Origin of the sequence: Xylanimonas oleitrophica (assembly GCF_003244315.1) — a bacterium.
GTDB classification, from domain to species: domain Bacteria; phylum Actinomycetota; class Actinomycetes; order Actinomycetales; family Cellulomonadaceae; genus Xylanimonas_A; species Xylanimonas_A oleitrophica.
The window spans coordinates 1-24,342 of the sequence record NZ_QKWH01000011.1 but is presented as its reverse complement, the minus strand read 5'-3'; the positions used below and the strand labels follow the sequence as shown (position 1 = coordinate 24,342).

Below are 24,342 nucleotides of genomic sequence, written 5' to 3'. Positions count from 1 at the left end.
GGCTCAGGGGCGCAGGTAGCCGTCCACCAGGAACCGCAGCTCGGTGCTCCAGTGCTCGGGGTCGATGAGCGGGGCCACGGTGCGGTACGACAGGATCGTCGACTGCATCACCAGCAGCAGCATCACCGCGGTGCGGTGCGGGTCTGCCGCGCGCACGCTGCCGTCCGCCTGCGCACCGGCCACGGCGGCGGCGATCCAGCCCACCAGCAGGAGCTGGATCGGGCTGAACCGTTCGAGCAGGAACCGGCTGAACACCTCCGGCTCCGTCTCGCCGAGCCGGCTGAGCACGGGGTCGGCGAAGAACGCGTCGGCGTAGGCGACCAGCTTGCTGGTCAGCTCGGCCCGGGACTCGGCGACCGGGCCGCCCACGGCGTCCACGCACCCGATGAGCCGCCGCAGCAGGATGGTCTGGAGGATCGCGTCGGCGTCCTCCCAGCGACGGTAGAGCGTGGGCCTGCTCACGCCCGCGGCACGGGCGAGCTCCGCGATGTTGAGACCCGCGGTGCCGTGCGCGGCCACCCGCGCCTCCGCCAGCTCCAGGACGCGCTGTGCCGTCTCGTCGTCCTCGTGCAGCAGGGCGTTGACCCGTTCCAGCGCGCTGACCACGTCAGACGCCGGGTCGGACGCCGCCACCGGCCCTCCGTCGCCCGGCTCCTCGGGTGTCGCACGGGCAGTGAGCGCGCCTGCCGACGGGTCCTCGAGCGCGCGCGACGACGCCTCCGGACCGGCGTCGGGGGAGGCGTCGAGGGGCGCCGAGACGGCGTGACGACGTGACATCTTGTGTCACACTGTAACGCGTCGGACCTGCTGCGCAGGGGGCAGGAGGTCCGAGACCACAAGACGCGACGAAGGGGCCGCTCCCACGGTGGAGCGGCCCCTTCGTCGCGGGACCTAGGTCCCGACCTGGCACGCGCCAGGTCCCGAGACCGTGTGGTCAGGCATCAGAGCCGATAGGTTGCGACCGTCCCACCGACAGTGGAGGTCCCATGCGCATCGGCGTGCCCCGCGAGTCCCGGGAGGGCCAGCGCCTCGTCGCCGCCACCCCTGCCACCGTGACCCGGCTCTGCAGGCTCGGCTACGACGTCGTCGTCGAGCACGACGCCGGTACCGCCGCCCACCTCACCGACACCGCCTACACCGAGGCCGGCGCCACCCTCGGTGACGCCACCCAGGTGTGGACCAGCGACGTCGTCGTCGCCGTCGACGCCCCCGGACCCGGGCAGCTCGACCTCCTGCGCCCCGGTGCCGTCCTCGTCGCCCAGCTCGCCCCCGCCACCCGCCCCGACCTCCTCGAGGCGCTCGCGGACCGTGGCGTGACCGCCCTGGCCCTCGACGCCGTGCCACGCATCTCGCGCGCCCAGGCGCTCGACACCCTCTCCACCATGTCCAACGTGGCCGGCTACCGTGCCGTGATCGAGGCGGCGGCGGAGTACCAGGGCATGTTCGCCGGCCAGGTCACCGCCGCCGGCAAGACGCCGCCCGCCAAGGTGTTCGTCATCGGCGGCGGCGTCGCCGGGCTCGCCGCGATCGGCACCGCCGTCAGCCTCGGCGCCGACGTGCGGGCGTTCGACGTGCGCCCCGAGGCGGGAGAGCAGATCGAGTCGATGGGTGCCACGTTCGTCCAGGCCCAGGGCGCCCAGCAGGAGGTCAGCACCGACGGGTACGCCCGCGAGCTCACCGGCGAGCAGGAGGCCGCCACCATGCGCACCTACGCGCAGGAGACGGCCCGCGCCGACATCGTCATCACCACCGCCCTGGTGCGAGGGCGTGCGCCGCGCACCGTCACCGCCGAGATGGTCGCCGCCATGCGGCCCGGCTCCGTGATCGTCGACCTCGCCGCCTCGGGCGGCGGCAACGCCGAGCCCACCGTGCCGGGGGAGCGGGTCGTCACCGACGGCGGCGTCGTCGTCCTCGGCTACACCGACCTGCCCGGCCGCATGCCCGCCCAGACCTCCCAGCTCTACGGCACCAACATCGCCAACCTCCTCGCCCTGCTCACCCCGGGCGAGGACGGCGTGCTCGCCCTCGACCTCGACGACCCGGTGCAGCGCGGCATGACCGTGACCCTGGCACCCGCACCCGCAGGCGACGGCCGGCACGGCGGTGATGGCGGCGGTGCGGCGCGGCGCGGCGAGGTGCTGTGGCCCCCGCCGCCCGTCCACGTCTCCGCGACCCCTGCCGGGGCGGCTCCCGCCGGGCCGACGCCGGCCCAGCAGGAGGCTGCGGCGCGCACCGCCTCCCGTGACGAGGCCGCCAGGGCTCGGCTGCGCCGCCAGCGGCTCGCGGTGGGCGGGGCGCTCGGCGCCGTGCTCGTCGTCCTCGCGCTCACCCTCAGCCCCGCGTCGTTCGTGGGGCACTTCACCGTGTTCACCCTCGCGGTGATCGTGGGCTTCTACGTCATCTCGAACGTGAGCCACTCCCTGCACACGCCGCTGATGGCCCAGACCAACGCCATCTCCGGGATCATCCTGGTCGGCGCGCTGCTCCAGCTCGGGAACGAGAACCTCGTGGTGACGGTGCTGGCACTCCTCGCGGCCAGCGTGGCGAGCATCAACATCTTCGGCGGGTTCCTCGTCTCGCGGCGGATGATCGCCATGTTCCGGAAGGACGTCTGACGTGCTCACCTCCCTCGCCCAGGCCGTCTACGTCGTCGCCGCCGTGCTGTTCGTGCTCTCCCTGGCCGGGCTCGCCAAGCAGACCTCCGCCCGCCGCGGAGTCACCCTCGGCATGATCGGCATGGCGCTCGCCCTCGGTGCCACCGTCTTGCTCGCCGTCGAGCAGTCGCAGCGGCCCGTGGGCGTGACGCTCGCTCTGATCGTGGCCGTGCTGCTCGTGGGGGCGCTCGTCGGCTCCTGGCGGGCGCGCAGCGTCGAGATGACGCAGATGCCCGAGCTCATCGCCATCCTGCACTCGTTCGTGGGCCTGGCCGCCGTGGCCGTCGGCTACAACTCCTACCTCACCGAGCGGGCCCACGAGGGCGCCGGCGGCGCCGTGCACCTGGTCGAGGTGTTCCTCGGCGTGCTCATCGGTGCCGTCACGTTCACCGGTTCCGTCGTCGCCTTCCTCAAGCTCAGCGGCCGCATGAAGTCCGCACCGCTCACGCTGCCCGGACGCAACCGGCTCAACCTCGGGGCGCTCGTGGCGTCCTTTGCCCTCCTGGCATGGTTCCTCGCCGACCCCGCCACCGGGATCGTGCCGCTCCTGCTCATGACGGTGATCGCGCTCGCCCTCGGCCTCCACCTCGTCGCGGCGATCGGCGGCGGCGACATGCCCGTCGTCGTGTCGATGCTCAACTCCTACTCCGGGTGGGCCGCCGCTGCCGCCGGGTTCATGCTCGGCAACGACCTGCTCATCGTCACCGGGGCGCTCGTGGGATCCTCCGGCGCGATCCTCAGCTACATCATGTGCAAGGCCATGAACCGCTCGTTCGTCTCCGTCATCCTCGGCGGGTTCGGGTCCGACGGCAGCCCCGCGGCCACGGCCAGCAGCGGCGAGCAGGGCGAGCACCGCGAGATGCTCGCCGAGCAGGTCGCCGACCTCCTGCGCACCGCCAAGACAGTGGTCATCACCCCCGGTTACGGCATGGCCGTCGCCAAGGCGCAGTACCCCGTGGCCGAGCTCGTCTCCCGCCTGCGCGGCCGGGGCGTCCAGGTCCGGTTCGGCGTGCACCCCGTGGCCGGCCGGCTGCCCGGCCACATGAACGTGCTCCTCGCCGAGGCCAAGGTGCCCTACGACATCGTGCTCGAGATGGACGAGATCAACGACGATCTCGCCGACACCGACGTCGTCCTCGTCATCGGGGCCAACGACACCGTCAACCCCGCGGCGCTGGAGGACCCGGCCTCGCCGATCGCGGGCATGCCCGTGCTCACGGTGTGGGAGGCCAAGCAGGTCGTCGTGTTCAAGCGGTCCATGGCCACCGGGTACGCGGGCGTGCAGAACCCGCTGTTCTTCCGCGAGAACACCGCGATGCTCTTCGGAGACGCCAAGGAGCAGGTCGAGAAGATCGTCCAGGCGCTCTGACGCCGGTGGAGCCGGTCAGGCGCTAGGGCGCCCGATGAGGCAGAAAGGGTGCCCGGCGGGGTCGGTGTAGACGCGGAACGACCCGTTCTCGGAGGGCTGGTGCTCGTGCACCCGTGCTCCGGCGGCCAGCACGGCGGGTTCGGCGGCGTCGATGTCCCCGGCCCACAGGTCGAGATGCATCTGCTGCGGGTGGGCGCCGCCGGGCCAGGTGGGGGTGGCGTAGTCATCGATCCGCTGGAAGGCGAGGGACGGGCCGCCGTCGGGGTTCTCGGGGCTGAGCCCGCCGCGCGGCGGCTGGAGGGTGGCCCAGTCGCGCGTGGAGCCGTCCTCGAGCTCCCAGCCGAGCACCTGCCCGTAGAACCGGGCCAGCTCCAGGGCGTCGGGGCAGTCCAGGATCACGAGGTCGAGCCTCGGGCGGGGAGGGATGGCTTCGTCGCTCATACGGGCGACGCTACGCCGGCCCGCCGACGGTCACCCGCTGACGGTCACCTGCGGGGAACGCGCGCCCGGCGAGCGGACCGGTCGCCGCGACCTCACGCCCCGGCGACGAGCCCCACGGCGATGGCGGTCATGACGACGGCGATGGCGCCGTCGAGCACCCGCCACGCCCGGGGCCGGGCGAAGAGCGGCCGCAGGAGGCGGGCGCCGTACCCGAGGGCGGTGAACCACACGACGCTGCCGAGGATCGCCCCGGCGCCGAACCACCAGCGTCCGTCGCCGTGCCCGCCGGCCACCGAGCCGAGCAGCACGAGCGTGTCGAGGTACACGTGCGGGTTGAGCCAGGTCAGGGCCATGGCGGTGCCGACGGCGGACCCGAGCCCGGCGGGGACCCGCCCGGTGTCAGCGTCGAGCGCGGCGCCGGTGGGGCGCAGGGCCCGGCGTGCGGCGAGCGCCGCGTACACGAGGAGGAACGCCGCCCCGCCCCACCGCATGACGGTGGCGAGCCACGGCACCGCACCGAGCAGGGCCCCGGCGCCGGCGACGCCTGCCGAGATGAGGACGACGTCGGAGAGCATGCACACCGCCACCACGGCACCGACGTGCTCACGGCGCAGCCCCTGGCGCAGCACGAAGGTGTTCTGCGCGCCGATGGCGACGATGAGGGAGAGGCCGAAGCCGAGGCCGGTGAGCGCGTCGAGCGCTGCGGCCGAGGCGGCGGGGGAGAGGTTCACGGCGACGACGCTAGGCACGCGCTGCGATGCAGTCCAACGAATGTTTCTCAGCCTCGAACAGCGACGCTTAAGATCGAGGCATGGAGCTCGCCCAGCTCGAGGCCCTCGTCGCCGTGGTCGACGAGGGGTCGTTCGACGCCGCCGCCCGCCTGCTGCACGTGACGCCGTCGGCGGTGAGCCAGCGCATCAAGGCTCTCGAGACGGCGGCGGGCACCGTGCTGCTGCGCCGTACCCGCCCCGTCGCGGCCACGGCGGCGGGCGTCGACGTCGTGCGCTCGGCCCGGCAGGTGCTCGCCGTCGTCCGGGAGTCAGGGCTCCCGCGTGTGCGGTCCGAGGCGAGCGACCTGCCCCGGGTGCCGCTCGCGATCAACGGCGACTCGCTCAACACGTGGGCGCTGCGTGCCCTCGCCACCGTGGGTCACCTGGCGGTGTTCGACGTCCACCGGGAGGACCAGGACCACTCCGCCGAGCTGCTGCGCCAGGGCGAGGTGATGGCCGCTGTCACCACGCAGGCGACGCCGGTCCAGGGCTGCGCTGCGGTGCGCCTCGGCGTGATGCGCTACCGCCCGTTCGCCACGCCGGCGTTCGCCGAGCGGTGGTTCTCCGCCGGGCTCACCACCGAGGCGCTCGCCCAGGCGCCGGTCATGATGTTCGACCGCAAGGACGACCTGCAGGACCGCTACCTGCGCGAGCAGGCCGGTGCCGCCGTCGAGCCACCACGCCACTACGTGCCGTCCTCGGCCGACTACGCCCGCGCCATCCGCCTCGGGATCGGCTGGGGCCTGCTGCCCGCCGAGCACTCCGAGGCCGCGGAGGCTGCCGGCGAGCTGGTCGACCTCGCCCCCGGCAGCCACGTCGACGTCGAGCTGCACTGGCAGCAGTGGTCGTTGCGCACCCCGGTGCTCGACGCCGTCGCCCAGGCCGTGCGGGAGGCCGCCCGCGAGGCGCTGCTCCCGTGACGAGGGCCCGGAAGGGGCTCACCGTGCGAGCAGCTCCCGCACCATCGGGGCCACCTGTGTGCCGTACAGCTCCAGCGACCGCATCATCGCCGAGTGCGGCAGCGTCCCGTTGGAGTACTTGAGGTCGAACCGCTGGATGCCCAGACGCTGGACCGTCGCCGCGATCTTGCGCGCCACCGTCTCCGGGGAGCCCACGTAGAGCGACCCCTCCCGCGACGCCGCCGCCTCGAACTGCGAACGGTTCGTGGGACCCCAGCCGCGCTCGCGGCCGATGCGGCTCATCACCACTTCGTAGTGCGGCCACAGCTGCTCCTTGGCCTCCTCGTCGGTGGGGGCCACGTGCCCCGGCGAGTGCACGGCGACGGGCTGCGGCTCCTTGCCGAGCTGGTCCAGCGCCCGCCGGTACAGGTCCACCAGCGGGACGAACTGCGCAGGGCTGCCACCGATGATCGCCACCTGCAGGGGCAGCCCGTACCGGGCCGCGCGCACCACGGACTCGGGGTTGCCGCCCACGCCCACCCAGGTGCGCAGCGAGCCGCCCTCGACGCGCGGGTAGACGCTCAGCCCGTCGATCGACGGGCGCAGCCGCCCCTCCCAGCGCACCGGCTCCTGCGGCAGCAGGCGGGCGAACAGCTCGAGCTTCTCCTCGAACAGGTCCTCGTACCGCGCCAGGTCGTACCCGAACAGCGGGAACGACTCGATGAACGAGCCGCGGCCCAGCACCACCTCGGCGCGGCCGCCCGAGAGCCCGTCCAGGGTGGCGAACCGCTGGTGCACGCGCACCGGGTCGTCCGAGCTGAGCACCGTGACCGCCGAGGCCAGGTGGATGCGCTCGGTCTTCGCGGCGATCGCCGCCAGCACGACGTCGGGTGCCGAGACGGCGAAGTCCTCCCGGTGGTGCTCGCCCACCCCGATGACGTCGAGCCCCACCTGGTCGGCCAGCACCCCCTGCTCCACCAGGTCGCGCAGCACCTGCGCCTGCGGCTTCGGGGCGCCGTCGTCGTCGAAGGTGACGTCACCGAAGGTGTCGATGCCGAGCTCGAGGGTCATGCGGGAGTCTCCGGGGGTCGCGGGGAGGGGAGCGGCGGTGCGCCGCCGTGGCCAGTCTGCCCGACGGCGGCGCACCCCCGCCGTGCGTGCGCGCGCGTCAGGCGGTGACGCCGGCCGGCTGCCGCAGCGGGGCCAGGGCGCCGGCCCAGGCCACGAGCTGGTCGAGCAGCGTGGTCAGCGCGGGCTCGTTGTAGTCGCCGGGCTTGAACACCGAGTAGTTCTCGAACTCCGTGGCGAGCGAGAGGGCCACCTGCTGGCGCACGGTCGCGATCTGCAGCTCGGCGAGGATCAGGCGCAGGTGCTCGGCGGCGCGCGCGCCGCCCACCGACCCGTAGGACACGATGCCGGCCGCCTTGTTGTTCCACTCGGCGTACACGAAGTCGAGCGCGTTCTTCAGCACGCCCGACGTCGAGTGGTTGTACTCCGGGGTGACGAAGACGTACCCGTCGAACTCGGCCACCTTGGCCGCCCAGGCCTTGGTGTGCTCGTTGGTGTACTGGCCGAGCGACGGCGGGATCGCCTCGTCGAGGTGAGGCAGGGGGAAGTCGGCCAGGTCGACCAGCTCGAACTGCGCGTCGCCGCGCTGGGAGGCGAGCTCCAGGACCCAGCGGGCCACGGCCTCGCCGTTGCGGCCCGGACGGGTGCTGCCGAGGATGATGCCGATCTTCGTCATGGAGGTGCTCCAGAGGTCTCTCGTGCGGCGGGAAGAGGACGGCGGCGCGCCCCTGTTCTCCCAGTTGACGACAGCCTCAAGGCCGTCGCATGCCCGGTGATTCCGGGTCTGGCACACGCACCTTCAGGTGCGTGACGCACCTGAAGGGACGACTTGCGCGATGACGCAGACCAGCCTGGAGACCGCCGCCACGCCCGACGCGAGGCGGGCCTGCGACGCCCCGGACACCCAGGCCGTGGTGCGCGACGTGCTGAGCCGGGTGGGAGACCGGTGGTCCCTCCTGACGATCGACCGGCTGGCCGACGGCCCCTCCCGGTTCGGCCGGCTCCAGGAGCGCCTCCCGGGCATCTCCCACCGTGTGCTGACCGTGACGCTGCGCCAGCTCCAGCGCGACGGGCTGGTGAGCCGTGCCGCCTACGCCGAGGTGCCGCCACGCGTGGAGTACGCGCTGACCGACCTGGGACGTGCCGTGCTGGAGCCCGTGGAGGCGCTCATCGCGTGGGCGCAGCGGCACCAGGAGGACATCGTGGCGGCGCGGGCCCGCTACGACGCGGGTGGACGCTGAGCGCCGCGGGGCACGCCCCCTGGTCACGTGGGTGGACCTCCTGGTGCGGCCGGGCACGCCGGTCCGTTCGCCCGGCCGGTGTCGGTGGGTCGGCCTAGCGTGGGGACCATGAGCACGCAGACGACCTTCACGGGCGGGGACGGTACCGACGCGCTGGAGCGCCTCTCCGCCGACGACGTGCTGCACGAGGTTCGCTCGGCGGCCCGCGCCCTGGTGCGCGGCGGGTTCCTGGCGTACGACGACGTGCTCGCGCGCTGCCTGGAGCTCGCGGCCCTGGCCGACGACGCGCCGCGGGCGGGCACCGTCGAGCGGGTCGTGCGCCACGAGTGGGACGCCCGGGCGGCGGCCCTCGCGGCCCACGGCGGCGACGGCGCGTCGGACGACGCGCGGCTCGACGCGGCGTTCGCCACCCTCCAGCGGCAGGGCCTGCTGGCCCGGGCGAGCCTGGGGGACTGCGAGGAGTGCGGGGAGCGCGAGGCCCGGGCGCTGGCACGGCCGGGCGCCGGGTGGGTCTTCTTCCCGGAGGACGCGGTCGAGGGGCTGACCGGGGGGCGGCTGCGGCTGGCCGTGGGGGCTCCCCACGACGCCGACGTCTCGCGCGTCGTCGAGCAGGTGGTGGCCGCGCTGGCGGAGCACGGTCTGCGCGCCGACGTCGAGGGCGCGGGCGTCGTCGTCCATGTCGCCGACTGGCGGCGGCGCCTGCCTGCCGCGGCGTAGCGACCTGGGGACACCAGAGGGCGGGGCACGTCAGGTGACGTGCCCCGCCCTCTGTGGTGCTGGTGGCGTCGGTCAGGCGCGGACGTCGGCGTCGACCGCCGCGTACGCCTCGCCGTCGCGCACCATGCCGTGCGCGTCGGCGTGCCGCTCGCCGGAGATGGTGCCGGGGGCGGCGGAGTCGCTGTCGGCCAGGCTGGGCATCATCTGCGCGAGCCGGGGCTGCCACTGGGCGGCGCGGTCGGGGAAGCAGCGGTTGAGCACGTCCACCATCGCGGACGCCGCCGTCGAGGCGCCGGGCGAGGCGCCGAGCAGGCCGGCGATGGAGCCGTCCGCGGCGGCGACCACCTCGGTGCCGAACTCGAGCACGCCCTTGCCGTCCTTGTCCCGCTTGATGACCTGCACGCGCTGGCCGGCCACGATCTTCTCCCAGTCGTGCGGCATCGCGTCGGGGAAGAACGCCTGCAGGGTGCGGAACTTGGTCTCCGGCCGGGCCACGAGCTCGCCCACCAGGTACTGGGTGAGGTCGATGTTCTTCAGGCCCGCGCCGAGCATCGACGTGAGGTTGTCGAGGCGCAGCGAGGTGATCAGGCCCAGGTACTTGCCCTTCTTGAGGTACTTGGGGCTGAACCCGGCGTAGGGGCCGAAGAGCAGGTACGTCTTGCCGTCCACCACGCGGGTGTCCAGGTGCGGCACCGACATGGGCGGGGCGCCGACGTCGGCCTTGCCGTACACCTTGGCCTGGTGGCGGGCCACGATCTCCGGGTTGGAGGTGCGCAGGAACTCGCCCGAGATGGGGAAGCCGCCGAACCCCTTGATCTCCGGGATGCCGGCCGACTGCAGGAGCGGCAGGGCGCCGCCGCCCGCGCCCACGAACACGAACCGGGCCGAGACGTGGTGGGTGCGCTGCTCGGCGTTCCACGAGCGGTCCTTGACCTTGAGGCGCCAGCGGCCGTCCTTGGTGCGCTTGAGGCTCTTGACCTCGTGCTGCAGGCGCACCTGGGCGCCGCGCTCGACCATCGCGTCGACCAGCTGGCGGGTGAGGGCGCCGAAGTCGACGTCCGTCCCGGCGGCGGCGCGGGTGGCGGCGACCGGCTCGGAGGGGTCACGGCCCTCGACCAGGAGGGGCGACCAGCGCGCGATCGTCGCCGGGTCGGTGGAGAACTCCATGCCCTTGAACAGCGGGTGCGCCGAGAGCGTCTCGAAGCGGCGGCGCAGGTAGTCGACGTTCTCGGCCCCACGCACGAACGTCATGTGCGGGGTGCGGTTGATGAACGAGGTGTCCTTCAGCTCACCCTTGGCCTGCAGGTGCTGCCAGAGCTGGCGGGACACCTCGAACTGCTCGTTGATCTTCACCGCCTTGGTGATGTCGATCGTGCCGTCCTTGCGCTCCGGCGTGTAGTTGAGCTCGCAGAGCGCGGCGTGCCCCGTGCCGGCGTTGTTCCACGCGTTGGTGGACTCCAGCGCGACGTCGTCCAGGCGCTCGTAGAGGCGGATGCTCCAGCTCGGCTCGAGCTGCTGGAGCAGCGTGCCGAGGGTCGCGCTCATGATGCCGCCGCCGATCAGGACGACGTCGACCTGGTCCGAGGCGCTGTTCGAAACGGCAGTCATGAGCCCCGAGTCTAGGACTGCGTGAAAACCCTCACGAAGCCACGGGCCCATCTATGGCGCACATCACAGAGGCCGAGGCCCTCGTTCCGCGGGACCAACGTCACCTGCTCAGCGACGTCGGCCCTGCTCATGGCCAGAGGAGGCCACGCTCCCACGTGGTGGCACCACCCCCGCCGCGCCCGGCGCGGTACCGCAGCCGCACCGGCCCCGCGGCCTCCCGCGCCTGCCAGAACTCCACGCTGCGCGGGGCCAGCACGTAGGCCGTCCAGTCCGGTGCCACCAGCCCTGGGTCCTGCCGCACCCGGTCGAGGGCGCCGGCGAACGCGGCCGCGTGGTCGTCCAGGTGGGGGAGCGGCTCGCTCTGACGGCCCACGAGCCCCGACGCCCGGGACGCCTCGGGGCGAGCCAGGAAGTCGGCCGCGCTGTCCTGCGCGCACCCACGGCGGGCCGCCCCCGTGACCCGTACCTGCCGGCCCAGCACCGGCCAGAAGAACGTCATCGACGCGTTCGGGTTCTCCACGAGGTCCCGGCCCTTGGGGGAGCGGGCGTGCGAGGCGAACCAGAACCCGTCGGCGGTGACGTCCTTGAGCAGGAGCGTGCGCGCGTGCACCCGCCCGGCGGCGTCCGCCGTCGACAGCGTGGTGGCGTGCGGGGCGCTCGCACCTGCCGCGACCGCCTCGTCGAACCACGTGGTGAACAGGGCGAGCGGCTCGGGCGGCGTGGTCGCGGGGTCGAGGGCCGGCAGCCCGGGCGGGAAGGCGGGCAGGGAGCGCAGGCGGTCGCGCAGGCTCATGGTTCTCCTCGCAGGCTCAGAAGGCGTCGCGGACATGGACGTCACGGCCGCCCCAGAGGGCGTCCCAGAGCAGGTCGTGGGTGTCCGGGCCGCTCAGGTGCCCGGCGACGCGCAGGTTCGCCGTCGACGTCGCCCCCGCGTACGAGGCCGCGAGACCCGCGGGCGTGAGCACCGGGCGGCCGTCCAGGTCGTCGCCGTCACGGACCACCTGCACGGCCCCGCCTGAGGTCTCGAGCAGCCAGGCACCGCGCAGCCGCGCCCCTCCCGGCCCGAGGTCGTCGCCCGGCCCGGCGACGGCGAACCGGACCCGGGCCTCCACCGGCGCGACCCGGGCGGCGCCCAGCGCCGCCGGGACGTCGAGGACGCGCAGCATGTACGGGTTGGCGTCCACGAGGGCGGCGGTCCGGTCGGGCAGCACCAGGCTCGCCGGGTCCGGGTGCGTCCAGGAGCCGGAGGTCTGGAGGTCCACCTCGCGCACCACCGACGCGCTGGACCCCAGGACGCGCCACAGGGCGCGGGCGGCGTCGGGCGTCAGCGCCACCAGGTCCGAGACCTGCAGCGGCGGAGCCTCGTGACGGTAGCCACCCGTGCCGCGCGCCCACGTGCAGAAACCCACCACCTGGCCGGCCTCTGGACCGTCCGCCGGGCCTTGCACCGCCACCGTCACCGCGGTGCTCTCCGCGTCGGGCCCGAACAGCTCCTCGGCGGTGAGGCGGAACGGGTCCTCCTGGCGTGTCAGCGTGCCGTTCTGCGCCGAGGCCCACGCGTCGTACACCGCGACGATCGCCGGCAGGTCCTCGACGGTGGCCCGGCGAGCCCGGGTGGTCGTCCCTGGGCGGGGCACGCGGTCCAGCGCCGCCAGGGGGATGCGCACGGTGTCGTGCGAGGCGATGCCCGCGTACCCGAGGCCGGTGTAGATGCCGGCCGAGCTGGGGAACAGCGTCGAGACCACCTCGCCCTGCTCCAGCGCCTCGCCCACCACCGCCTCGAACAGGGGCCGCAGGAGCCCCCGGCCGCGGTGCTCGGCGGCGACCGTGACCCCGGCGATGCCCGCCGTGGGCAGGCGTGCGCCGTGGAACCACGTGGTGTGGGACCGCACCCGCAGCGTGGCCACCACCTCGTCACCGTCCGTGGCGACCCACGGGCGGGTGTGCGGGCCGGGGAAGGCGTCCGCCGTCGGGCCCGGCAGGGGCGAGGCCGGGACGCCGAACCCCTCGTGACCCAGGCGGCGCGCCGCCTCGGCGTCGTCGAACGTGGCACGGCGGACGACCGCCGGTGTGGGCAGGCTCACGGTCCCGAGGTTAACGGGCCGGTGGTCCCTGGTGGCGGCACACCGCCGTCGAGCAGGATGGAGGCCATGCCCGTCGTGCCGCGCTCCGCCCTGCTCGTGATCGACCTCCAGGAAGGAGTGGTGGCCGGCTGCCACGACGCCGACGGCGTGCTGCGACGCACCCGCACGCTCGTCGAGCGCGCCCGGGCGGCGGGCACCGACGTCGTGTGGGTGCAGCACTCGGAGCCGGGGCTGGAGGAGGGCACCGACGCCTGGCGGCTCGCCGGCGGCCTGGAGGCGTCGGGCGACGAGCCGGTGGTCCGCAAGGCCTACCGCGACGCCTTCGCCGCGACCGACCTCCAGGAGGTGCTCGACACGCGCCGCGTCCAGCGCATCGTGGTCGCGGGCGCGCAGTCCGACTACTGCGTGCGCACCACGGCCCAGGCCGCGGCAGCCCTCGGGTACGACGTCACGCTCGTGGCGGACGCGCACACCACTACCGGATCCTCGTGGGGCGGCGTGTCGATGACCGGCGAGCAGATCGTCGCGCACACCAACCACTACTTCGCCGGTCTGCGCTACCCGGGCGGCAGCTTCGACGTCGCCGGCCACGCAGAGGTCGCGCTCGTCTGACCGTCGATGTCAGGCCGGTTCCGCCGGGGCACTGCCGGGCGGCTCGGTGTCGGGGGCGAGCGTGCGCTGCATCCGCAGCAGGTCGTGCCAGGCACCGAGCTTCCAGCCGACGTGCCGCTCGACGCCCACCTCGGTGAACCCGAACGCCTGATGAAGCCCCACGCTGGCATCGTTGGGCAGCGTGATGCCAGCGATCGCCGTGCGGTAGCCGCGCTGCGCCAGCCGTTCGAGGAGTGCCGCGTACAGCGCGCGCCCTGCGCCGGTACGTCGGGGGGCGTCGACGGCGAGGTACACGCTGACCTCGGCGGTCCACCGGTAGGCGGGCCGCGGCCGGTAGGAGGACCCGTACGCGTAGCCGAGCACCATGCCGTCTGCTTCCGCCAGGAGCCACGCGTGGCTCGCGGCGTACGCCTCCACGCGCTGGGCCATCTGTGCGCCCGAGGGCGGCACCTCCTCGAACGTCGCAGCGGTACCGGTGACGTACGGGAAGTAGACGGCAGCGCAGGCCGCCGCGTCCGCCGCCAGCCCGGCGGGGTCGAGCCGGGCGTCCCGGACCGTCGTAGAGGAGCTCACGCGCCGCACCGTACGCGCGCCGGCTGTCACAGCGCGAGCTTGAACCCCTCGTGGGACTGGGCGTACCCGAGGGACCGGTAGAAGCGGTGGGCGTCGGGCCGCTGCTTGTCGCTCGTCAGCTGGGCGAGGGCGCAGCCCCGCTCCCGGCCTCGGGCGTGGGCATGCTCCATCATCGCCCGCCCGACGCCCTGCCCCCGCAGCCGCGCGTCCACACGCACCGCCTCGACCAGCAGGCGGGTGGCCCCGTTCCGCGAGATGCCGGGGACGAAGGTGAGCTGCATGCAGCCCACCACCTGCCCGTCGAGCTCGGCGACGACCAGCTCGTCGTTGGGGCTCGCCTCGATCGCCGCGAACCCGGCCTCGTGCGCCGCGCCGTACGCGCCGGTGCGAGAGGCGGCGACGGCGTCGTCGGCGATGAGCTCGACGACGCGCCCGAGGTCGTCCCAGGTGGCGGTACGGAAGGTCACGGTGCTGCTCACCCGCGCACCGTAGCGTCCGGTATCCGCTAGCGCCGTGTGGGTGCCGAGGCGCAGGATCCTGCCGTGCCCACCCTCTCGCGCTCCGGCGCCCTCGCGTTCTGGGACGAGCTGCCCCGCGACGGGCGATGGCTGCTGTCCACCGTCGTCGTCCAGTTCTTCGGCCGCGGCCTGACCCTGCCGTTCACGATCATCTACCTGCACGAGGTGCGCGGGATCCCCCTGGGGCTCTCCGGCACGCTGATGGGGCTCATCGCCGTGGTGGGGCTGGCGGTGACCGGCCCGGCCGGCGCCCTGGTGGACCGGTACGGTGCTCGCCGCGTGATCCTCGCCGGCCTGGCGTGCGGGATCAGCGGCCTGGCTCTGCTCGCCTTCGCGACGACGCCGGTGGTGGCCGGCGTCGCCCTCGCGCTGTTCGGCGTCCAGCTCGGCGTGGCCTGGCCCGCCATCAACGCGCTCGTCGCCACCGTGGTGCACGGCCCTCTGCGCCAGCGGTACTACGGGGTGAACTTCGCGCTGCTCAACCTCGGCATCGGCGTGGGCGGGATCGTCGGCGGCTTCCTCGTCGACGTCGACCGCCCGGGCACGTTCATGGCGGCCTTCCTCACCAACGCCGCCACGTTCGCGGTGCCGGTCGTGGTGCTGCTCGGCCCGCTGCGGCGCCTGCACGGCCGGGCGGCACGGCCCGACGTCGTCCCCGGCGAAGGGCCGGGGGCCGGCTACCTGCAGATCCTGCGCCGCCCTGAGGTGCTGTGGCTGACGGTGCTGGCGCTGCTCGCGTCCTTCGTCGGGTACGGGCAGATGGAGGGCGGCTTCCCGGCCTTCGCCCGCCAGGCCGCGGAGGTCTCCACCCGCGTCATCGGGTTCGCGTTCGTGGTCAACACCGCCGTGATCGTGGGGCTCCAGTTCTGGGTGATGAACCGGGCCCAGGGGCGCCGCCGCACCCGCGTGCTCGCCGCGATGGGCGGCATCTGGGCCGTGGCGTGGCTGGTGCTCGGCGCCACGGGCCTCGTGCCCGGCGGTCTCGCCGCGGCGGCCGGGGTGCTGGTCTTCCACGCGGTCTTCGGCCTGGGCGAGACCCTGCTGCAGTCCGCGCTGCCCGCCATCACCAACGACATGGCGCCCGACCACCTGCGCGGCCGGTACAACGCCGTCTCCTCCGGAGCCTTCCAGGCCGGCACCGTCGCGGGACCGGTGGTGGCCGGGTTCCTCCTGGAGCACGGTCTCTCGTGGGTGTTCGTCGCGGTGATCGTGGCCGGGTGCCTGGCGCTGACTGGCCTCGCGCTGGCCCTGGAGAGGCGGGTGAGCCCCCAGGTCAACGGCGTGGGGAACGAGGTCGCCGACCCGGCGCCGGCGTGACGGGGATCACCCTTGAAGCTCACGCTGGCGTCAGGTCCTAGCGTCGCCGACATGGAGATCACGAACCAGATCGCCCTGGTCACCGGGGGAAACCGTGGGCTCGGTCGGCACCTCGTCACCGAGCTGCTGGCCCGCGGGGCGTCGAAGGTCTACGCCGCGGCCCGGCGGCCCGAGTCGGTCGACGTCCCGGGCGCCGTGCCCCTGCGTCTCGACGTCACGGACGACGCCTCCGTGGAGCAGGCCGCCGCCGAGGCGTCGGACGTCACCCTGCTGGTCAACAACGCCGGGTTCTCGTCGCTCGGCTCCTACACCGGTGGCGACATCGAGGCCATCCGGCACGAGATGGAGGTGAACTACTGGGGCACGCTCCGCACGGTGCGGGCGTTCGCCCCGATCCTCGGGGCGAACGGCGGCGGCGCGATCCTCAACGTGCTGTCGCAGACCGCGTTCCGCGCCTTCGGGCTCGCCGACGCGTACGGGGCCTCCAAGGCTGCGGCATGGCACCTGACGAACGGGGTGCGCCTGGAGCTCGCGGCCCAGGGCACGCAGGTCACGGGGCTGGCCATGGGGCTCGTGGACACCGACATGGCGGCCTGGGCCAAGCCGGAGGACGGCTGGTCGCTCACCGACCCGGCGGTCATGGCCCGTACGGCGCTCGACGGGGTCGAGGCCGGCGCCTTCGAGGTGTACGGCGACGAGATGACGCGCGAGTGGCACGCCAGGCTCGGGGAGCCGGCAGAGTCCCTGTACCCCCAGGCTCTGCGGCCGGCCGCTCCTCAGGACTGAGCCGGTGACGCGCGTGGGCTGCCACGGAATCGGCGCACCGGGCGCGCGGTTGAGGCCAGGTGTGACCCTCAAGATCGGCCAGGTCGCCGAACGTGCCGACGTCAGCGTGCGCGCCCTGCGCTACTACGAGGAGCAGGGCCTGCTGCGGGCCGAGCGCACCCCCGGCGGTCAACGGGTGTACCAGGAGGCCGACGTCGAGCGGGTCCGGGTCTACCGGGCGTTCTTCGCCGCCGGCCTCACGAGCAGCAACGTGGCCCAGCTGATGCCGTGCATCGACTCCGGGCACACCGACGCTGAGCAGAGGCGGATGCTCCACGAGCAGCGCGAGCGGCTGCGCGCCCGGCTGGAGGAGCTCCGGTCCGTCGTCGAACGGCTGGACCGCCTCATCGCCGCGACCGACGGCCACCCCTGACGGTTCCCGGGCGGGCGTCTCCGCCCTGAGCGGAAGCGCTCGCCCGGGACCCAGGGAGCGGCCAGGGTGGTGCTCGTGAAGCTCCTCGTGCTGGGTGGCACCGTGTTCCTCTCCCGCGCCGTGACCGTGGAGGCGGTGGCGCGGGGTCACGACGTCGTCGCCGTGAGCCGTGGCGTCTCCGGCACGGTGCCCGACGGCGTGCGACATGTCGTGGCCGACCGGGCGCAGGCGCTCCCCGCGGCCCTCATCGAGGAGACGTTCGACGCCGTCGTCGACGTCTCGGGCACGCCCTCGCACGTGCGCCGCGCGGTGGCGGCGTGGCCCGGCGCGCACTGGGTCTTCGTCTCGACGGTGAGCGTGTACGCCGACGGCGCGACGCCAGGCCAGACGCCGCAGACCGGGCCCGTCCACGAGCCCGCCGCCGAGGACGTCGACCTGGCCGTCTCGCCGGAGGCGTACGGGCCGATGAAGGTGGCGTGCGAGCAGATCGTGCGCGACGCAGCGGCCGGGGCCGCGGTCGTGCGGCCCGGGCTGGTCGTGGGCCCCGAGGACCCGAGCGGTCGGTTCGCCTACTGGCCGGCGCGGATGGCCCGGGTACGGGAGGGTGAGGCGGACGTGCTCGCCCCGGGCGCCCCGGGCGACGCCGTGCAGGTGATCGACGTGCGCGACCTGGCCGCCTGGATCGTCACGCTGGCCGAGCGGCGCACGGCCGGCACGTTCGACGGCGTCGGACCGGTGACGCCGGTCGGTGACCTTCTCGGGGAGGTCGCCGCCGGCGTCGGCGCCGAACCGACCTGGTGGTGGACGCCACGGGCGGCGCTCGAGGCCGCCGACGTGCGGCCGTGGGCGGGGGAGCGCTCGGTGCCGCTGTGGCTGCCGCGGCCCGACCTCGACGGGATGCTCGCGCACGACCCGGCCCCCGCCGCCGCTGCGGGGCTCGTGACCCGCTCCGTCGCCGAGACCGCCCGGGACACCCTCGCGTGGCTGCGGGCGACTCCGGACGCCGCCGTCACGGGGCTGACCGCCGCCGAGGAGGCACAGGTGCTCGCCGCGGTCCGCGGCGCGTGACCCCGTCCCGGGCGGCCGGTCAGGTGGGGTTGCAGCGGGCCGCCATCGTCTCCAGCAGCCCGACGGCGGGACGCCACGGCTCCAGGTTCCAGGCGGCCTTGTCAGGTGCGCCGACGGCGTGGCACACGAGCTGGTCGTGCATCGTCGTCGAGTCCACCTCGGGCTCGGCGGACACGAGCTGCGCCCACACGAGCTCCCACCCCGCGGCACCCGCCGTGCGGGCCCAGTCGGTCGGGACGACGGCGACCGAGCGGCCACCCTCGCGCTGACCCCAGTCGGTGGAGGCGAGGGCTCGGGTGCCGAGCGTGGTCTCCACCGGGCCCGCCGCGGCCGGCAGGTGCAGCTGCGCGTGCACGTCGTCGACGACGCTGATGCTCGCCTCGCCGGTGGGAGCGGTCAGCCCGGCCACGACCGTCCCGTCGACGTCGCGCACGGTCACGCTGCCGTCGGCCTGCTCGGCGAGCGACCCGGGCGTGCCGAGCGCCATGAGGACCGGCTGACCGGGCGGGATCCCGGACGGGTCGATCGTCACGGTGGTCACGCCGTCGTCCTCGGGGGAGACCGTCACACCGGGCACGGCCGAGGGCGGGACGGCGAGCTCGAGCAGCACCGGGCCGGCGGCGACGGGCACGCGGGCCTGATCCGCGGGTGCCGTGGGCTCGCTCGGTGCGTCCGGGGCCGTCTCCGGGGCCGCGGTGACCGGTGGCGAAGCCTGCACGGCGCCGTCCGACCCCGACCCGAGCCCGCACCCGCCGGCCATCAGGGCAGCCAGCGCGCTCGCCAGCACTGCCGACGGGACCAGGCGGCGTCGTGAGCGGCCGCTCATCCGACGATCTGCAGCTCGTGCGAGGACACGTTCAGGCGGCGGGCCTCGCCCGGCAGGTCCTGCGGGAACGCGACCACGATGTCCTCGATGCGCACTCCGAACCGCTCGGGCAGGTAGACGCCGGGCTCGACGGAGAAGCACATGCCGGGCTCGACCGGGCGTTCCTCGCCCTCGACCATGTACGGCGGCTCGTGGGTGGTGAGCCCGATGCCGTGGCCGCTGCGGTGGATGAAGTGCTCGCCGAACCCGGCGTCCTCGATCACCCGGCGAGCGGCCCGGTCGACGTCCTGGCAGGTGGCGCCCGGGCGCACCGCGTCGACACCGGCCTGCTGCGCCGCCCGCACGACGTCGTGCACCTCCCGCTCCAGCGCGGTGGGCTCTCCCACGTGCACGGTGCGGCTGGTGTCGGAGCCGTAGCCGTCGGCGAGACCACCGAAGTCGAGCACCACCGTGTCGCCCTCGCGGATCACCGTCTGACCGGGCTCGTGGTGCGGGTCGGCGCCGTTCGGTCCGGCGCACACGAGCGTGAAGTCGACCTGCTCGTGGCCGTGCTCGCGCAGCAGCGCCTCGAGGTCGGCGGCGACCTCGGCCTCGCGGCGCCCGGCGAACGGGCGGCGCAGGATCTCGGCGAAGACGGCGTCGGCCGCGGCGCCGGCTGCGGCCATGCGGGCCACCTCCTCCGGCGACTTCACGGCACGCAGCATCGGCAGCGCACGCGTGAACGGTTCGAAGGTGGCGCCCGGCAGCGCGCGCTGGAGGCCCAGCACGTGCAGCGCCCACGCGGAGTCGCTGACGGCGTAGCGCCCCCCGGCGCGCAGCAGCCGGGCCGCCGCCGAGTGCTCGTCGTCCCCGTCGGCCCACGCGACCGTCTCGACCGGCCCGACGGCGCGCAGCCGCAGGTCGTGCTCCTCCAGGCGCGGCACGACGGCGAGCGCCTGCACGATGCCGTCCGGTCCGCCGTCGGGCGTGCCCACGGCCTGACCGGTCCCGGCGGCGGCGGGGACGACCATGAGGGTGAGCCGCTCGGTGGTCACGGGAGTGTGGCCGAGGAAGTACGTCATGTCGGGGCCGGGGGTGACCAGCAGGCCGTCGAGGCCGGCGTGAGCCGCTTGTGCGGCGGCGCGACGGCGGCGGTCGGCGTAGACGTGCGGGGCGAACGGCGTCATGCCTCCACTGTCCCAGACGGCGGGGCACCGTCCCAGACGGCAGGGCGCCCGCGCCGGGCAGGCGCCCCGCCGTCGTGGCGGCTCAGACCCGGACGACGACCTTGCCGCGCACGTGGCCGTCCTCGCTGGCGCGGTGCGCGCCGGCGGCGTCGACGAGGTCGAACACCTGGGCGACCTCGACCTTGACCTTGCCGTCGTCGATCAGGCGGCCGAGCGCCTCCAGATCGGTGGTCGACGGACGCACCCACACGTAGCCGCCACCGTGCTCGTCGCGCGCGGCGGCGTCCGTGATGGAGGTGATGACCCCGCCTGGCGCCAGGAGCGCGGCGCTCTGCGCGACGGCGTCGCCACCCACGTAGTCGAGCGCGACGTCGACACCGCCGGGGGCCAGGGCGCGCACCTGCTCGACCAGCCCGTCCCCGTACGTCACCGGCTCGACGCCGAGGCTTCGCAGCCACTCGTGGTTGCGCTCGCTGGCGGTGCCGATCACGCGGGCGCCGAGGCTGCGCGCCACCTGCACGGCGAAGGAGCCGACGCCGCCGGCCGCGGCGTGGACCAGCACCGTCTGGCCCTCGGTGACGTTCGACCGCACGACGGACTGGTAGGCCGTGAGCCCGGCCAGCGGCACCGCGGCGGCCTCTTCGAAGCTCAGGCTGCGGGGCTTGCGGGCGAGGGTGCGCACCGGCGCGGCGACCAGCTCGGCGAACGTGCCCTGCTGCACCCAGTCCTTGCGCACGTACCCGTACACCTCGTCGCCCACCTGCAGCTCGGGGGTGTCCAGGCCGACCTGCTCGACCACCCCGGCGACGTCCCAGCCCGGGATCGCCGGGAACGTGACGTCGACGAGACCTTCCAGGTAGCCCTCGCGGATCTTCCAGTCGACGGGGTTGACGGAGGCCGCCCTGACGCGGACCACGACGCTGTCCGGTCCGATGTGCGGGTCAGGCTCCTCCGTGAGCTCCAGGACGTCGGCGCTTCCGTAACGGGAGTAGGTGATGGCTCGCATGTCCACGGCAACGTGGCGGCCGGCCGCGATTGTTCCGCGGCCGGCCGGCGGGTCAGCCGGCGGCGGCGAGCGCCTCGGCCGCGGCGGTCATGTCCATGTGCCCGGCCTCCCAGTGGTGGCCGTCGAGGTCGGCGAAGCCGCGGGAGTACATGAAGCCCAGGTCCTGCGGCTCGCGGGTCTCCGTGCCGCCCGCCGCGAGGGCGGCGTCGACGACGGCGTCGACCTCCTCACGGCTGGCATAGCTGAGCGCGTTGATCGCCTCGATGCCGTCGGTGGCGACCGGTCGGTGCGTGAACGTGGTGAAGAACTCGGGGCGCAGCAGCATCACGAACAGGTTCTCGCCGAGCACGATCCCTGCCGCGTTCTCGTCGGTGAACGCGGGGTGGGGTGCGAAGCCGAGCGCCTCGTAGAACGCCTTCGCGGCGTCCAGATCGGCGACCGGGAGGTTGACGAAGATCTGCGTCGCCGGGCGCGGCGGCACCGGCGTGTCAGGGAAGGTCGGGGTGGTGGTCTCGCTGGTCATCGCGGGCTCCTCGGGCGGGGCGGACGTGCTGTCACCGGTACGACGGCGCCTCGGCCCCGGACTCATCGGTACCCGGCGCTCACTCGACCACGACGTCCTCCGCGGCCTTGTCCTCGCGCCAGCCCCGCCACGACGGCGCGCGCAGCCGGGCGTCCGGGTCCGTCGTCGGGTCCGCGGTCCACTCCGCCGCCTCCACCTCGCCCACGTGCTTGGGCGTCACCCAGCGGGCGTACCGCGCCTCGACCCGGGGCACACCGTCCAGCGGCGGCGTCTTGCGCGCCGCGGCGGTCAGGCGGCTCGCCACCGCCTTCCGGTCGGCGTCGCTGAACCCCGTGCCCACCTTGCCCGCGTAACGGAGCTCGCCGTCCGGCCCCGGAACCGCCAGCAGCAGGGACCCCACGCGGCGCTCGTCCTCGCGCGGCTCGCCCGCGTGCAGCGGCCGCCAGCCCACGACGACCACCTCCTGCATGCGGGTGTGCTTGATCTTCAGCCACTGCCGGGAGCGTCGCGCCGTCGAGTAGGTGGACTCGCGCCGCTTGGCCACCACGCCCTCGAGCCCCAGGCGCCGCGACGTCGACATCGCCGCGTCCAGGTCGCCGTCGAACACGGGCGGCACGTGCACGGGCGCCGCCGCCTCCACCACCTTCTCCAGCACCTGCCGGCGCTCCTCCCACGGGACCCGTACCAGCGAGCGCGAGCCCACCTGCAGCACGTCGAACACCATGAGGTCGACGGCGCCGGTGCGGCGTTGCAGACGCCGGAAGTCCGGGCGGCCCTGCGCGTCCAGGGCCACGATCTCGCCGTCCAGCACCACCGGGAGGTCGTCGCCGACCTGTCCCGCCAGAGCCTGGAGCTCCGGGTACGTCGCCGTCATGTCCTGACCGGTGCGCGACAGCAGCCGGACCGCCGGAGCGCCGTCAGGCCCCGGCTCGACGACAGCCAGCGCCCGGTAACCGTCCCACTTCATCTCGAACGCCCACTCGGCGTCGGAGCCTGTGCCGTCCGCGGCGAGCTGGCGCTGCTCGCCCCGGTCCGCCAGCGACGCCAGCATCGGGGACAGGCGCACCGTCACCCCCGGTGCGGAGACCTGCGCCTCCTCCGGCGGCGCCGTCGAACCCTCCTGGGGCTCCTCGCCCACCGGCTGCCCACCCTGCGGCTGGTCCTTGGTGCGGTGGATCAGCCACGAGCTCTCGTCCTCACCCCGCCCCGTACGGATCAGCGCCAGACGGCGCGAGCCGCGCCGCTCGCTGTGCAGCGTGACGATGACCTCCTTGCCCTCCCGCCACTTCTCCTTCTCGTACGTGCCCGAGTCCCAGATCGTCACCTCGCCCGCCCCGTACTCGCCCTTCGGGATCGTCCCCTCGAAGCTCCCGTACGCCAGCGGATGATCCTCCGTCTGTACCGCCAGGTGGTTCTGCCTCGGGTCCGTCGGCTCGCCCTTCGGCAGTGCCCAGCTCACCAGCACCCCCTCGTGCTCCAGCCGGAAGTCCCAGTGCAGCCGGCGAGCATGGTGCTCCTGGATCACGAAGGAGGGCTCATCGGCGCTCGCGGCCACCTCGGGGGAGTCGAACGGCTCCGGCGTCTTCCCCGGGTCGCGCTTGGCGTTGTACGTCTCCAGGCGCTCGAACCGGGCCATGTGCTCCGGCGTCGGCTCGAGCTGGGACAGGTGACCGGCCGCCAGGCCGGCGAGCAGGTCGCCGTCGCGCTCCACCCGCTCCAGCACCTCCGTGTACGACAGGTGCCGCAGGTCCGGGTCGTCCAGCTCGTCCCACGTCCGCGGCGCCGCCACCGTGGGGTGGTCGCGCCCGCGCAAGGAGTAGGGCGCGATCGTGGTCTTGTTCCCGTTGTTCTGCGACCAGTCCACCAGCACCTTGCCGCCCCGCAACGACTTCTTCATGTCGCTCACCACCAGGTCGGGGTGCTCGGCCTCCAGGTACCGAGCCAGCTCGTGCGCGACGGCGGATACCTGCTCCGCCGACGACGGACGCGCGCCCTGGTCCGACCCTCCGGCGTCGATCGCCGCGTACAGGTGGATGCCCTTCGAGCCGCTCGTGACCGGCACCGGCTCCAGGCCCATGCCCTGCAGGATCGGGCGGGCCAGGCGCGCGACCTCCGCACACTCCGCCAGGCCCGCTCCCTCGCCCGGGTCGAGGTCCAGCACCAGCCGGTCCGGGGGCAGGTGGTCGCCCGTGCGGCCGAACTGCCACTGGGGCACGTGGATCTCCAGCGTCGCCGTCTGACCCAGCCACGTCAGCGTGGCCAGGTCGTCGACCAGCACGTAGTCGTTGGTGGAGTGCTTGTGCTCGATGCGGCGGGTGCGCACCCACGACGGCGTGGAGGCGTCGGCGTTCTTCTGGAAGAAGACCTGCCCCTGGACGCCGTTCGGCCACCGTTTGCGCGTCGCGGGGCGGCGCCGGGCGTGCGGGATCAGCACCGGCGCGATCCGGGCGAGGTAGTCCAGCACCTCGCCCTTCGTGGTGCCCGTGGCGGGGTACAGCACCTTGTCCAGGTTGGTCAGCTGGATCCGGTGCCCCTCGACGGTGACGGTCTGCGGTGCGGTCACGGCCCCATCGTGGCGCGGCGGCGCCCGGCTCGCTCCCTGCCCGTCGTCCACAGGGCTCCTGGCAGCCGGCTGGGCGTTGCCCCTAGGGTGACGGTCCGTGCCCGCCTCACGACAGGAGACC

General features: G+C 74.0%; 25 protein-coding genes. 10 read left to right on the top strand and 15 right to left on the bottom strand.

Going from position 1 to position 24,342, the window contains the following annotated elements; genetic code table 11:
- Positions 1-3: 3 nt before the first annotated feature.
- On the bottom strand, positions 4-777 hold the full coding sequence (locus tag DNL40_RS12440; protein ID WP_111251585.1) for a TetR/AcrR family transcriptional regulator: 774 nt from the start codon (positions 775-777) through the stop codon (positions 4-6).
- A 209-nt stretch (positions 778-986) separates the two neighbouring features.
- Between DNL40_RS12440 and DNL40_RS12435 the strand changes: the two genes are divergently transcribed.
- On the top strand, positions 987-2,615 hold the full coding sequence (locus tag DNL40_RS12435) for a Re/Si-specific NAD(P)(+) transhydrogenase subunit alpha (RefSeq protein ID WP_111251584.1): 1,629 nt from the start codon (positions 987-989) through the stop codon (positions 2,613-2,615).
- Between the two features lies 1 nt (position 2,616).
- Positions 2,617-4,023, top strand: a complete 1,407-nt coding sequence (gene pntB, locus DNL40_RS12430) for a Re/Si-specific NAD(P)(+) transhydrogenase subunit beta (RefSeq protein ID WP_111251583.1) — start codon at positions 2,617-2,619, stop codon at positions 4,021-4,023.
- 15 nt (positions 4,024-4,038) lie between these two features.
- On the opposite strand, the gene DNL40_RS12425 is transcribed toward pntB, so the two are convergent.
- Both DNL40_RS12425 and DNL40_RS12420 read right to left on the bottom strand, forming a co-directional pair.
- Complete coding sequence (locus DNL40_RS12425) at positions 4,039-4,464, bottom strand: VOC family protein (protein WP_111251582.1); 426 nt, start codon at positions 4,462-4,464, stop codon at positions 4,039-4,041.
- 92 nt (positions 4,465-4,556) lie between these two features.
- Positions 4,557-5,195, bottom strand: a complete 639-nt coding sequence (locus DNL40_RS12420; protein WP_111251581.1) for a LysE/ArgO family amino acid transporter — start codon at positions 5,193-5,195, stop codon at positions 4,557-4,559.
- An 80-nt stretch (positions 5,196-5,275) separates the two neighbouring features.
- Here DNL40_RS12420 and DNL40_RS12415 point away from each other — a divergent pair, with 80 nt between their 5' ends.
- Entirely contained in the window at positions 5,276-6,154 is an 879-nt protein-coding gene (locus DNL40_RS12415) for a LysR family transcriptional regulator ArgP (protein WP_111251580.1), read from the top strand.
- Between the two features lie 18 nt (positions 6,155-6,172).
- On the opposite strand, the gene DNL40_RS12410 is transcribed toward DNL40_RS12415, so the two are convergent.
- Both DNL40_RS12410 and DNL40_RS12405 read right to left on the bottom strand, forming a co-directional pair.
- Positions 6,173-7,204, bottom strand: coding sequence for an LLM class flavin-dependent oxidoreductase (locus tag DNL40_RS12410; protein ID WP_111251579.1), 1,032 nt, complete (start codon positions 7,202-7,204; stop codon positions 6,173-6,175).
- 97 nt (positions 7,205-7,301) lie between these two features.
- Entirely contained in the window at positions 7,302-7,877 is a 576-nt protein-coding gene (locus DNL40_RS12405; protein ID WP_111251578.1) for an NADPH-dependent FMN reductase, read from the bottom strand.
- A gap of 160 nt (positions 7,878-8,037) precedes the next feature.
- Between DNL40_RS12405 and DNL40_RS12400 the strand changes: the two genes are divergently transcribed.
- Together DNL40_RS12400 and DNL40_RS12395 are read left to right on the top strand one after the other, a co-directional pair.
- On the top strand, positions 8,038-8,442 hold the full coding sequence (locus DNL40_RS12400; protein WP_111251577.1) for a winged helix-turn-helix transcriptional regulator: 405 nt from the start codon (positions 8,038-8,040) through the stop codon (positions 8,440-8,442).
- Positions 8,443-8,550: 108 nt separating this feature from the next.
- Positions 8,551-9,159 (top strand): DUF6891 domain-containing protein, encoded by a 609-nt coding sequence (locus tag DNL40_RS12395; RefSeq protein ID WP_111251576.1) that lies wholly within the window; start codon positions 8,551-8,553, stop codon positions 9,157-9,159.
- Between the two features lie 72 nt (positions 9,160-9,231).
- Here DNL40_RS12395 and mqo read toward each other — a convergent pair whose 3' ends face one another.
- The 3 genes from mqo to DNL40_RS12380 all read right to left on the bottom strand — a co-directional run bounded on the left by mqo (position 9,232) and on the right by DNL40_RS12380 (position 12,851).
- Positions 9,232-10,767 (bottom strand): malate dehydrogenase (quinone), encoded by a 1,536-nt coding sequence (gene mqo, locus DNL40_RS12390; RefSeq protein ID WP_111251575.1) that lies wholly within the window; start codon positions 10,765-10,767, stop codon positions 9,232-9,234.
- A 127-nt stretch (positions 10,768-10,894) separates the two neighbouring features.
- Positions 10,895-11,560 (bottom strand): pyridoxine/pyridoxamine 5'-phosphate oxidase, encoded by a 666-nt coding sequence (locus DNL40_RS12385; RefSeq protein ID WP_111251574.1) that lies wholly within the window; start codon positions 11,558-11,560, stop codon positions 10,895-10,897.
- Between the two features lie 16 nt (positions 11,561-11,576).
- Entirely contained in the window at positions 11,577-12,851 is a 1,275-nt protein-coding gene (locus tag DNL40_RS12380) for a GNAT family N-acetyltransferase (protein WP_179951070.1), read from the bottom strand.
- Between the two features lie 66 nt (positions 12,852-12,917).
- Between DNL40_RS12380 and DNL40_RS12375 the strand changes: the two genes are divergently transcribed.
- Positions 12,918-13,463 (top strand): isochorismatase family protein, encoded by a 546-nt coding sequence (locus DNL40_RS12375; protein WP_218926062.1) that lies wholly within the window; start codon positions 12,918-12,920, stop codon positions 13,461-13,463.
- Positions 13,464-13,472: 9 nt separating this feature from the next.
- On the opposite strand, the gene DNL40_RS12370 is transcribed toward DNL40_RS12375, so the two are convergent.
- Both DNL40_RS12370 and DNL40_RS12365 read right to left on the bottom strand, forming a co-directional pair.
- Entirely contained in the window at positions 13,473-14,036 is a 564-nt protein-coding gene (locus tag DNL40_RS12370) for a GNAT family N-acetyltransferase (RefSeq protein ID WP_111251661.1), read from the bottom strand.
- Between the two features lie 26 nt (positions 14,037-14,062).
- The gene (locus DNL40_RS12365; RefSeq protein ID WP_245885898.1) at positions 14,063-14,515 is read right to left on the bottom strand and encodes a GNAT family N-acetyltransferase; all 453 of its coding nucleotides are present in this window, start codon (positions 14,513-14,515) and stop codon (positions 14,063-14,065) included.
- A 63-nt stretch (positions 14,516-14,578) separates the two neighbouring features.
- Between DNL40_RS12365 and DNL40_RS12360 the strand changes: the two genes are divergently transcribed.
- From DNL40_RS12360 to DNL40_RS12345, 4 genes are all read left to right on the top strand, one after another.
- Entirely contained in the window at positions 14,579-15,871 is a 1,293-nt protein-coding gene (locus DNL40_RS12360; protein ID WP_111251571.1) for an MFS transporter, read from the top strand.
- 51 nt (positions 15,872-15,922) lie between these two features.
- Entirely contained in the window at positions 15,923-16,657 is a 735-nt protein-coding gene (locus DNL40_RS12355) for an SDR family oxidoreductase (protein ID WP_111251570.1), read from the top strand.
- 61 nt (positions 16,658-16,718) lie between these two features.
- The gene (locus DNL40_RS12350) at positions 16,719-17,069 is read left to right on the top strand and encodes a MerR family transcriptional regulator (RefSeq protein WP_245885897.1); all 351 of its coding nucleotides are present in this window, start codon (positions 16,719-16,721) and stop codon (positions 17,067-17,069) included.
- 75 nt (positions 17,070-17,144) lie between these two features.
- Positions 17,145-18,137 carry an NAD-dependent epimerase/dehydratase family protein gene (locus DNL40_RS12345; protein WP_111251658.1) on the top strand — a complete coding sequence of 331 codons (993 nt, stop codon included), beginning with the start codon at positions 17,145-17,147 and terminating at the stop codon, positions 18,135-18,137.
- A gap of 19 nt (positions 18,138-18,156) precedes the next feature.
- Here the strand turns inward: DNL40_RS12345 and DNL40_RS16230 are convergent, their stop codons facing one another.
- The 5 genes from DNL40_RS16230 to DNL40_RS12320 form a co-directional block, all read right to left on the bottom strand.
- On the bottom strand, positions 18,157-18,768 hold the full coding sequence (locus tag DNL40_RS16230; protein ID WP_245885896.1) for a DUF2599 domain-containing protein: 612 nt from the start codon (positions 18,766-18,768) through the stop codon (positions 18,157-18,159).
- A gap of 191 nt (positions 18,769-18,959) precedes the next feature.
- Complete coding sequence (locus DNL40_RS12335) at positions 18,960-20,129, bottom strand: aminopeptidase P family protein (protein ID WP_111251568.1); 1,170 nt, start codon at positions 20,127-20,129, stop codon at positions 18,960-18,962.
- An 82-nt stretch (positions 20,130-20,211) separates the two neighbouring features.
- On the bottom strand, positions 20,212-21,135 hold the full coding sequence (locus tag DNL40_RS12330; protein WP_111251657.1) for an NADP-dependent oxidoreductase: 924 nt from the start codon (positions 21,133-21,135) through the stop codon (positions 20,212-20,214).
- A 52-nt stretch (positions 21,136-21,187) separates the two neighbouring features.
- Entirely contained in the window at positions 21,188-21,658 is a 471-nt protein-coding gene (locus DNL40_RS12325; protein ID WP_111251567.1) for a VOC family protein, read from the bottom strand.
- 79 nt (positions 21,659-21,737) lie between these two features.
- Complete coding sequence (locus tag DNL40_RS12320; RefSeq protein ID WP_111251566.1) at positions 21,738-24,221, bottom strand: ATP-dependent DNA ligase; 2,484 nt, start codon at positions 24,219-24,221, stop codon at positions 21,738-21,740.
- Positions 24,222-24,342: the final 121 nt, after the last annotated feature.